The organism is Myxococcota bacterium, from assembly GCA_039030075.1.
GTDB lineage: Bacteria > Myxococcota_A > UBA9160 > UBA9160 > SMWR01 > JAHEJV01.
Genome location: JBCCEW010000001.1, coordinates 1 through 9,938, shown reverse-complemented (window position 1 = coordinate 9,938; position 9,938 = coordinate 1). Strand labels below are relative to the sequence as shown.

Genomic DNA, 9,938 nt, shown 5'->3' with positions numbered 1-9,938 from the left:
GGCCGCTCATTCCGCCAGGTCAGTCAACCGACGAGCCGCCGCGCCCCGAAGCGGTCGCGACCGCCGCGAAGAACGCTTCGAGCTTGGTCTCGTCCAGCGCGCCGTCGGTCCGCACGCCCGTGCAGAGATCGACGCCGAAGGGCTCCACTTCGCGGATCGCGGCGGCGGCGTTCGACGCGCGCAACCCGCCAGCCAGGAACACGGGAACCGGCACCGCTCGAACGATGCGCGCACTGACCGACCAATCGTGGACGCGGCCCGTCCCGCCCAGCTCCTTCACCGGCAGGGAGGGGTCGCCCGAATCGAGGAGCAACGCGTCGACGTGCTCGGACACCCGCCTCGCCTCGTCGACGGCGTCGGCTCCCGTCACGTGGACGACTTGAACGATCGAAGTGCCAGCGCACGCACGCCGGAGCTCCCGATGCACGCTCTCCGAGACCCGGTCACAGAGCTGGATCGTGTTCACACCACAGCGCCGCTGCTGCGCAACGATCTCGCCCGCGTCGGTTCGGCTCGTCAGGAGAAACGTGGCGATGGACGGAGGGACTCGCGCCGCGATCTCCGCGATTCGCGATTCCGGGATGACCCCGGTACCGCTCGGCATCTCCGATACGAGACCCAGGGCCGACGCGCCCATCCGCACCGCGAGCCGGGCCTCTTCGACCGACCCGATGCAGCATACCTTGACCCGGGTCACGGCCTGCGGCAGCTAGCCGACCTGGTACAGGAATTCCTCCTGCACGATCTTGCCGTCTTTCACGGTGTAGAGCGCGACTTCCGCCATCTGCATCCGCTCGCCGCCCTTCGGAGTGATGTCCATGGTGTGGCGCACCGCGAACTGGTCTTCGCGGTGGCCGCAGTACGGCCCTTCGGCGGCCGTCTCGTGGACCTCGTGGTTGTCGTACCACCAGTCGTGCTTGCCACGGATCGCCGCGATGCCCTCCATGCGCGCCGGCATGTCGCCGTCTCCGCCGGCTTCGATGCTGACGATCTTCTCGTCGTAGAAGCGGTCGACCGCTTCGCGATCCCTGCCCTCGTTGCAGAGGGCGACGAGCTGGGTTCCGATTTCCTGAACCGTCATGGCAGACCTCCTTTCCGGATTGCGGCGCGCGAGGCCTAGCGTACACCCACGGGCGCAGGGCGGTGAGGTGCTTCGGCGAAGGGCCGGCGGGCCTCGCCTGGGCGCGCCCCGGCCGCGTGCCCGGGAGAGTCTCGAGCCACGATCGGGACGCGCCACCAGGAGGCGATTCAAGGGCCACGCTGCGGTGCCAGCGCAGGACGCGACGACCGCGAGCGTCGAGACCGCGCGAGGGGCCGAGGAGCCACGCCACCCGCGGATCTCTCGACCAATCTATCGGGGCGACCCCAGCGCCCGAGTGGCCGGCAGGGCCAGCATCATTGATCGTTGGGGCCGTTCGGGCGGGCGCCCTGACGCACCTCTTGGGGGGTTTTCCCCGTCCAGCGCTTGAACGCCCGATAGAACGCGGACGGCTCGGAGAAGCCGACTTCGGCCGACACCGCGGCGATCGGGAGATTCGTTTCCGTCAGGTACCGGCGGGCCTCGCGTTCCTGGAGCGCGCGTCGCAGCGCGGTGAAGGACGTGTCCTCCGCGTACAACCGCCGCCGCAACGTGCGCGCGCTGACGCGAAGCCGCTTCGAGACATGGGCCAGGGTGGCGCCCTCCTCGGCGAGGCACTCCAGGATCTCGCGTTCGACGTCGCGACGAAAACGACCGTCCGAACGGATCGTGTGCGCGAGCTCGTCTGCGCGGCGATCGATCGCTCCGGCGATCACCGGATCCATGGGCGCGAACGCGCGCCCGAACCCCTGCGGCGAGAACAGGATGGCGTTCTCCGCCTGACCGAAACGCACGTCGCAATCGAAGCCCGCGCGTATCGCGCTGGCGGCGGCCGGCTCGGAACGGTCGAGCCACACTTCGTTCGGCCGCGTTCCCGACCCCCGCATGAAGCGCGCCACGGCCATCCAACTCGCGAGGACATAGTCGATCACGAATGCCGAGTCCGACCGCGAATTCATGTGGAGCAGGACCAATGCTTCCCCGTCGCGCAGCTCGAGGTGCGGCGCCGGGAGATCGCCGATCAGATCGTAGTGACGGTTCACGCGCGAGATCGCATCGTGGCCATCGCGGCTCGTCCGCACGACCAGCTCGAAGATCCCGTACTGACCCGGCCGCAACGAGAGCCCCGCACGTGCCGGGAGTCCGACATCCCCGGTCGCCTCCACACCGTACGCGAGGAGCGAAGCCAGCGACGCCACCTCGATCCGGGACTGGGGATCCTCGAGCAGCGACGGATCGACGCCACTGGCACGGAGGGCCGGGCCCGGATCGCCGATCTGGTCGGAGAGATGCGCCACGATCGGATGGACGAACCCGATGGAGACGTGCGCACGCGCGTCCATCCGGCCAGGATATCCGACTGTCGGCCTCCGGGAGACACGCGGGTGCGTACGTTCCCGTTCCCGTCCTGGGGGAATCCTGGGGAAAACCTGGGGAAGGATGGTGCTCGGCGGCAGGGCTCAGCGACGCGGCGAGGCTGGGACCGGACTCACGAAGGCCGTCCCATCGACGACCTGCAGGGCCTTCTCACCGATCATCACCAGGTGGCGACCCGAGACGTCGAGCCGCTCACGAGCCGCTACGTCCACCGAATCGACGATCCGCTCGCCGCTGCGGTCCACCACCTGCAGGCCGCGCGGCCCGAGCAGGAAGAGTCGCTGGTTGAGCACCGCCGCGTCGAGCACGCGACCCGATTCGTTGCCGCCGATTCGCGACAAGAGGCGCGGGCGGCCCGGGCGCCGCAGGTCGACCCAGACCGCGTCGCGATCTCCCAAGACGACCGCGCTCTGGCCGAAGACGCGCACGCGCTTGGGGTGGAAGCCACGCCCGAGCCGCAGCTCGGACTCGACCCGACCCGACGCCAGCAGGTCCGAGGTCGCCACGAAGAGCGACGTGCCGTCGGTGAAGACCAGGCGGTCGCCGCTGCGCGCCAGGCCGAGGATCGGACGCGGCACGAGGTTCTGCACGGCCAGGGACTCGTTGCCGAGCTTGAGGAGACCGCGGTTCGTCGCGGCGATCCAGCCGTCGGCCACGGCCTCGACGCCCACGACGGAACCGACGTTGCCGCGCGGGAAAGAGGCTTCACGGCGGGTCTGGCCACCGTCGAGGCGTACGACTTCGACGCCGTCCGCTCCGTAGATGGCCACGCGGGCCCCGCGCGCCGTCACGCCTTCGAAGGAAGCGAGGTCGCGCTTGCGGCGGTGTTCGCCGAGCTTCACGGGACGCGCCGGGTCGCCGAGGTCGAAGAGCTGGAAGTCGCCGTCTCCGAACAGGACGAAGGCGCGGTTGCCCACCACCTCGACCGCGACAGCGGGCTTCGCGAACCCCTGAGGCTCGCGCGAGGTCACCTGGGTGCTCCAACGGGCGACGGGCACGAAGAACTGCCCGTCGAGCTCGGCCCAGTAGCTCGCCTGGGAACCGGGCCCGAAGAGGATCGACACGTCGTTGCGCTGGGCCGAGAGCGGCGCGCGATACTCGAACGCATCCGACCAGATCGGCGCGTCGTCTCCGGTCCGCTGCAGCGTCACCGTCGTCATCGCCACGATGCTCGGCTCGGTCACCTGTCCGCCCTTCAGCTGGGTGGCCTGCTGCTTCTCGGTGTGTTCGATGCGCAGCACCGCGTCCAGGCCGGCCCCCTTCGCAGCCGCTGCGTCGGGCAGCGTCGCGACACGCAGGCCAGCGCGAGCGTACGCAGCGACGGCGCGGTCCCGGAAGACTCGCGCGACCCGATCCCCGCCCGGGGTCGAAGGCGCCACCTCGATCACCAATCCGACGCGCCGAAACCCGCTGCGCTTGCGCTGGTTCACCGCGGCGACGCTGCGGCCCGCTTCGGCCGCGAAGTCGCTCTCGGGGAAACGCTCCGCGAAGTCCGCCAGCGCGTCGACCGCGCCGCGATAGCCGCGTTCGGAGAGGTAGGCCGCATTGCCCTCGGCACGGGCGGCGAAGCGTCCGGCCGGAAACTCGGTGAGAAACTCCTGGTACGCCTCGGCCGTCCCCAGCGCACGCGCGTACTCGAAGTACACCTCTTCGACATGGGGCCGCAGTTCGGCCTCGAGACCCGCGTTGGCGAACTTTTCGAGGAACTTCTCGAACGACTCGCGGCTCGGATTCTTGCGGACGCGCGCGAGTTCGAGACGCGCGCGCGCCTCTTCGCTGAAGCTGGTGTCCGGGTACTCGCGGAGGAAGCGGTGGTAGGCGCTGATCGTGTCCGCGTCGCGGGCCTCACGCCACGCGCTACTCGCGCAGCCGCCGAGGGCGGTGATCAGGGCCAGGACGAGAAGGACGATTCGAGTGCTCATTCGCTGGGTTTCCTCCACTCCCTGCATCGGAACCCAGCAGCCGCCCCTTGAGAATCGAGAGCCTTTTCGGCCCTTTGCACCCGATTCGCGCACCGCGCGAAGACTCCCGGGCCGCTCGAAAATGGGGCGCAGACGGACCGATCTCGGCCCTCCGCCGCGTTAGAATCGGCTTCCTGCCGGCCCCGCGGGTGACGTCCTCGAACCGATCGGGCCGATGCGACACGAAGAAAGGATGGAGGGGTCGCCACGATGTTCGTCGTGCTCTTCTCGGGCGCAGGGGCCGTCCCGGGCGCCGTGGGCCAGACCCTCTGGCCGAGCTCCGAGACGGCGAGCCCGGCGCCGAACCTGGACCCCTCCGGATGGCGCGGTGTCTTCGCCGCGTTGGGCGTTCGCTCGAACGATCAGATCCGGGAGTCCTGGCAGGTCATCGGACCGAGTTCCGACGCCGATGTCGCGACGTCCCTACCGATGGTGCGCGGACCGCTCTTCGAAGCCTGCGAACAGTCGCTCGGCAGCGCCCCCTGGCTGCTGCGCGACTGGTTCGGCTACCACGGCTGGAACCTCCTCGCGCTGGTGACGCGCGATGGCGAGCTCGCGTCGCGGGTTGCGGCCCAGGCCCGAGCGTCGGCACCCCAGGCCCATGCCGTGTGTTTCGAAGCCAGGCAGAACTTCGACGCGGTGTTCACGTCCATCTGCTTCGACGCCTATGGCCGCGAAGGCCAGGACGCGTGGGACCTGGCCGAGCAGGAGGGTGCGGCCCCCCTGGTCCTCTTCGACGAGAGTGAGATCGCGCCGGACCTTCTCGAAGACAACGACACTGAAGATGACGGCTACGGCGGCGGCTTCGACGAGGAGGACGACGACTGGAACAACGACGGCGAGCGTCGCGAGGATCTTCGCAGCTGTCTCGCCCTGCCCGAGCTCGCCCGCGACGGTGCCGTCAGTGTGCGACGGATCGAGGACCACGCGCTCTACGCGAAGCTCTGGTCCCTCTCGGATTCGGATTTCGGCCCGGCCTACGCCGCGGTGAGCGGACGCGTCGACGCCCCGACTCTGCTCGAACGCTATGCCGAGGCGCGCTACTTCGCGCTTCCGCCCCAGCGCGCCCGGGCGCTCTCGGGCGAAACCGAGGACTGGGTCTACCTGCTCGGCTACGGCGGTGGCTCCGACGAGTACCTCGGTTGGCTCCACATTCCGGCCGCCGAGCTCGCCGCGCGGGTGACCGCCGGACTCGAGGCCGACGACCGGCTGGTCGCGCTGGCCTAACCGCGCGCGTCGAGCGCCCTACGCACCTCGGCGTGTCGCGCGCGGGTGAGCGGAAGCCGCGCGGTGAGAAAGACGGCGAGGCCGACGCCGACCGCAACGCCTGCCCCGTAGAGCCAACCCAGACCGGTGACGACCTCGGGTGCCAGCGACCCCGGTGCGGCGTCGGCGGGAAACGCGATCGCGTCGAGGCCGATCCCCGCCAGCTGATGACCCAGGCCCGACGCGCTCTTGGTGACGACGCTGAGCGCGCCGAAGAACAGGCCCTCTTCGCGGGTCCCGTGCGCGAGTTCGTGCTCGTCGGTGACGTCGGCCATCATCGACGCCAAGGCGAGCTGGGCCCCCGTTCCCCCGACAGCGGCCAACAGCGCCATCACCGCGACCCAAGCGACCAGGTACGGGGCGTCGGCCGCGGGCCAGCCGGTTGCGATCCGGAGTGCGTGGGGTGCGAACACGGCGGCGCCGAGTCCGCACAACCCCGCGATCATCGCGCGCCGCTTGTCGATGACCTCGGCCAGCGCGCTCCAGAGCGGAAACCCGAGCAGCAGCCCCCCGAGCATCACGAAGTTCACGACGCCCACCGCGTCCGGCGGTAGCTCCCAGAAGTAGGTGAACACGTGCAGGCCGAGGGTCAAGCGCAGACCGACCGCGATCGACGCCGCCACGCCCGCCAGCACCAGACCGCGAAACGCGGCGTGGGCGAAGACGCGGCGGACTGCGCGAAACAGCTGGCGCGCGCCGAAGTGGGGACGGACCACGCGACCGAGCCGACGCCCCCAGGCGAGCGTGCCGCCCGCCGACACGAGTGCAGCGGCCGCGATCGCAATGGCGAAGCTGGTGGCGAAGGCGGGGTAGCGACCCGCGTCGAGGTGACCGATCGGGAACGCCTCGCTCGCCTGGAAGAACCAGAAGAAGCCACCGCCGGAGACCGCGATCCAGCCGATCGCACCGAATGCCAGGCGCAGTGCCACGATGCGCGTGCGCTCGGCGTAGTCCTCGCTGAGCTCGGCGCCCAGACTCATGTGGGGAACCGAAAACAGCGTCAGCGACAGCCGAACCCCGACGGCGAAGCACAAGAGCCACCCGAACAGCGCCGGGCCCGTGAGCTCAGCGGGCGGCACGAAGAGCGCCACGAAACAGAGCGGCAAAGGCACCACCGACGCGAACAGGAACGGGTGGCGGCGGCCCGAGCGTGACTCCGTGGCGTCCGAGAGGGCACCGATCCAGGGATCGGTGATCGCGTCGAAGACGAGGGCGATCAGGATGGCGAGCCCGGCGAGCGTGCCGGAGAGACCGAGCACCTGGGTGTAGTAGAAGAAGAGGAAGGTCTCGATCGCGCCGGTCGGAATCCCGTCGACCATCTGGCCGATGCCGTAGGCCAGCTTCGTTCCCCAACCCGGTCGGGAGACGGGGTCGGGGTTGGCGTTGGAGAGGGCCGACTCGCTCAACGGGGGGTGGCAGCGGACTGCAGAGGAGGCGCTCCGCGTGAAGCGAGGAAACCCGCGAGCTCGTCGCGGGGCAGCAGCGTCGTCTCGACCTCAGGAAGGGGTTGCTCCCCGAGACGTGCGAGACGCATCGACATCAAGCCGCGCCGGTGCCCCAGGGTGGCGATCCAGTTCGGGTGGCCGGGATCGACCTCGCTCACCACCAGCGTGACCATTCCGTCGGGATCGAGCTGGCTGTCGAACCCGTTGCGAGAGACCGGAGCCACACGCCAGTCGAGGCTCTCCATCCAGATGTTCATGGGCAGGAAACCCCAGTACGGGACGTCGGGCGGGCGGAAGCGCACGACCAGCACCTCACCGTCCGCGACGGACCAGGCGCCCTGGAGGTAGGTGAGGCCCGCGGGCGTCAGCAGGTCACCGTCGTCGGGAAGCGGATCGAGCCGGTTGGGACCGTGGCGCGCGAGCACGTCCGGGTACCAGCGGCCCCAGATCTTCGCGGTCTCGCGCAGGAACGCACCGCTCGCGATCAACCCCTTCGCGAGCTCGCGTTGGGTGAGCGGCTCTCGCGGCGGCACCCCGTCGATGCGCTCGATCGAGAGCGGCAACCGGTCGGCGGGCTGAGGCGAGGCGAAGTAGCGCCGAATGAGCAGCATCTCCGCGTCTTCCTCGAGGCGCAGCCAGTTGCCCTCTGCCGGGTCGACGCCCACCACGACCTCGAAGCTCCCGTCTTCCGCGATCTCGAGGTTCCGCTCGTCCATGTACGCGACCAGCCGGCGCTTCGCGGTGTCGTCGTCGAAGGAGAGGCCACCGCCGTACACGCTGAGTTCGATGAGCTCGGTGCGAACGCCCGGCGCCGACCATTGCCCGCGCACCCGGTACCGGAACTCCGACGCCACCGCGGCGACGTGGTAGAGCTGGTCCGGGTTGTCGCCAGCGAACTTCCGGTGCGCGGACTGGGCCCGGTAGAACTCGGGGATCGCCGGGTTCGCGTACTCGAGAAAGCGATCGAAACCCGAGAAGAGGCTGCGCGCGAGCCAGCGGTAGCCCTCGCGTCGCTCGAGGTCCGACGCCGCGAGGGCCTCGATTTGCCCGGCTGCGTCATCGAGGGCGTCGCCCAGGTAGTCCCAGCTTCCGGCGGGTGTGGCCGCCGCCGAGACCAGGGCGACACGCTCGGCTCCGGGTACGACGGCGCAGGCGACGCCTGCGAGCAGCAGGAACGCGCCAGCGACCCCCCGCACGAGCGCAACCGCAACCGAGTGGACCGAGATCGGCTGACGACACGTCGCTCGCCTGCGCAGGCGTTGCGGGTGGAGCATGGGTGGTTCCTCCGGTGAGCGCAGAGTATGCAGCAGCACGCGGGATGCGGGATGCGCGACGCCGCCTCGGTGCCGGGCTACGTTCCGCGAACCAAGCAGGGCCGTCGATTCGGCCCCGGGCACCGAGGGTCCGTGTCGAGCAGCGTCATCGTCGTTCCGTGTTTCAACGAGGCCACGCGCCTGCGGGGAAACGACTTCACGCGCTTCGCGACCCCCGAGACACGCGTGCTCTTCGTCGACGACGGCAGCAACGACGCGACACCGGAGAGGCTCGCGCAGCTCGTGCGCGAGGAGCCCGACCGCTTCGAGGTCCTCACCCTCGAATCGAATCGCGGCAAGGCGGAAGCGGTCCGGCGCGGCATGCTCGCCGCGTTGGCCAGCGAGGCCCACTTCGTCGGTTACTGGGATGCCGACCTGGCGACGCCTCTCGACGAGGTGGCCCGCTTCCGTGCCTACCTCGAGGGGCATCCGCGCTGCCAGGTCGTGCTCGGCTCGCGGGTGCAGCTGCTCGGGCGCTCGATCGAGCGCTCGGCACTGCGCCACTACGTGGGTCGCGTCTTTGCGACCTGCGCGTCGCTCGCCCTGGACCTGCCGGTCTACGATACCCAGTGCGGTGCGAAGCTGTTTCGCGCGGGCCCGGAAGCCACACAGCTCTTCGCCGAACCGTTCCGAGCAGGCTGGGCCTTCGATGTCGAGTGGATCGCGCGCTGGATCCGCGACCGGCGTGCCGACGGTGGCATCCCGGCCGAGGAAGCGATCGCCGAGGTGCCCCTCGAGGCGTGGCACGACATCGCAGGCTCGAAGGTGAAGCCCTGGGACCTCGTCCGCGCGCTCCTCGACGTGGCACGGGTGCGCGCGCACTACCTCTGAGCAAAGCGGAGCTCGAACGCAAAACGGCGTCGATCCGAAGATCGACGCCGTTCAAGGAGGTCCCACCGTCGCGCTACTCTCCCACCGGGAAACCCGGCAGTACCATCGCCGAAGCAGGGCTTAACTTCCGTGTTCGGAATGGGAACGGGTGTGGCCCCTGCTCTATGGACGGTGGGAAAAACTGCAGCCCACAGTCGTACCTGTGGGTGCGGTCATTGACCGCCAAATATCTTTCTGGGCCCGCGATCGACGCACTTCGCGTATCACGGCGGTGCGCACGCCGAACGATTACACGGCGTGCAGTGTGGTCAAGCCTCACGGGCGATTAGTACTGGTCAGCTTCACGCATTGCTGCGCTTCCACCCCCAGCCTATCAACGTCCTCGTCTCGAACGACCCTTCAGGGGACCGAAGTCCCAGGGAGATCTCATCTTGAGGTGGGCTTCCCACTTAGATGCTTTCAGCGGTTATCCCATCCGAACTTGGCTACCCGGCGATGCTCCTGGCGGAACAACCGGCACACCATAGGTTCGTCCATCCCGGTCCTCTCGTACTAGGGACAGATCCTCTCAAACTTCCTACACCCACGGCAGATAGGGACCGAACTGTCTCACGACGTTCTAAACCCAGCTCACGTACAGCTTTAAATGGCGAACAGCCATACCCTT

Annotated in this window: 8 protein-coding genes and 2 rRNA genes; 2 read left to right on the top strand and 8 right to left on the bottom strand. The window is 69.1% G+C overall.

Annotated elements, in window-relative coordinates; all coding sequences use genetic code 11:
* Positions 1–19 precede the first annotated feature (19 nt).
* The 4 genes from AAF430_00050 to AAF430_00035 all read right to left on the bottom strand — a co-directional run bounded on the left by AAF430_00050 (position 20) and on the right by AAF430_00035 (position 4,377).
* On the bottom strand, positions 20–697 hold the full coding sequence (locus AAF430_00050; GenBank protein ID MEM7408607.1) for a phosphoribosylanthranilate isomerase: 678 nt from the start codon (positions 695–697) through the stop codon (positions 20–22).
* A 12-nt stretch (positions 698–709) separates the two neighbouring features.
* The gene (locus AAF430_00045; GenBank protein ID MEM7408606.1) at positions 710–1,081 is read right to left on the bottom strand and encodes a nuclear transport factor 2 family protein; all 372 of its coding nucleotides are present in this window, start codon (positions 1,079–1,081) and stop codon (positions 710–712) included.
* 314 nt (positions 1,082–1,395) lie between these two features.
* A complete protein-coding gene (locus tag AAF430_00040) occupies positions 1,396–2,421 on the bottom strand; it encodes an AraC family transcriptional regulator (protein ID MEM7408605.1) in 1,026 nt (341 codons plus the stop codon).
* 117 nt (positions 2,422–2,538) lie between these two features.
* A complete protein-coding gene (locus tag AAF430_00035; protein MEM7408604.1) occupies positions 2,539–4,377 on the bottom strand; it encodes a hypothetical protein in 1,839 nt (612 codons plus the stop codon).
* A gap of 249 nt (positions 4,378–4,626) precedes the next feature.
* Between AAF430_00035 and AAF430_00030 the strand changes: the two genes are divergently transcribed.
* Entirely contained in the window at positions 4,627–5,643 is a 1,017-nt protein-coding gene (locus AAF430_00030; GenBank protein ID MEM7408603.1) for a hypothetical protein, read from the top strand.
* Here the strand turns inward: AAF430_00030 and AAF430_00025 are convergent.
* Positions 5,640–7,088, bottom strand: a complete 1,449-nt coding sequence (locus AAF430_00025) for an MFS transporter (protein ID MEM7408602.1) — start codon at positions 7,086–7,088, stop codon at positions 5,640–5,642. The two genes, AAF430_00030 and AAF430_00025, sit on opposite strands and share 4 nt — an antisense overlap.
* On the bottom strand, positions 7,085–8,401 hold the full coding sequence (locus AAF430_00020; protein ID MEM7408601.1) for a DUF1214 domain-containing protein: 1,317 nt from the start codon (positions 8,399–8,401) through the stop codon (positions 7,085–7,087). Before AAF430_00020 ends, AAF430_00025 begins: the two co-directional genes overlap by 4 nt.
* A 132-nt stretch (positions 8,402–8,533) precedes the next feature.
* Here AAF430_00020 and AAF430_00015 point away from each other — a divergent pair, with 132 nt between their 5' ends.
* Positions 8,534–9,271, top strand: coding sequence for a glycosyltransferase (locus tag AAF430_00015; protein ID MEM7408600.1), 738 nt, complete (start codon positions 8,534–8,536; stop codon positions 9,269–9,271).
* A 60-nt stretch (positions 9,272–9,331) separates the two neighbouring features.
* Here the strand turns inward: AAF430_00015 and rrf are convergent.
* Positions 9,332–9,447: ribosomal RNA gene (rrf, locus tag AAF430_00010) — 5S ribosomal RNA — on the bottom strand.
* A 128-nt stretch (positions 9,448–9,575) separates the two neighbouring features.
* Positions 9,576–9,938 (bottom strand): 23S ribosomal RNA (locus AAF430_00005); the annotation flags it as partial.

Bases quoted from the DNA above. Each gene is read 5' to 3' on its own strand.
- AAF430_00020 (MEM7408601.1), bottom strand. From the start codon at position 8,401: ATGCTCCACCCGCAACGCCTGCGCAGGCGAGCGACGTGTCGTCAGCCG.
- AAF430_00035 (MEM7408604.1), bottom strand. From the start codon at position 4,377: ATGAGCACTCGAATCGTCCTTCTCGTCCTGGCCCTGATCACCGCCCTC.
- AAF430_00040 (MEM7408605.1), bottom strand. From the start codon at position 2,421: ATGGACGCGCGTGCGCACGTCTCCATCGGGTTCGTCCATCCGATCGTG.
- AAF430_00030 (MEM7408603.1), top strand. From the start codon at position 4,627: ATGTTCGTCGTGCTCTTCTCGGGCGCAGGGGCCGTCCCGGGCGCCGTG.
- AAF430_00045 (MEM7408606.1), bottom strand. From the start codon at position 1,081: ATGACGGTTCAGGAAATCGGAACCCAGCTCGTCGCCCTCTGCAACGAG.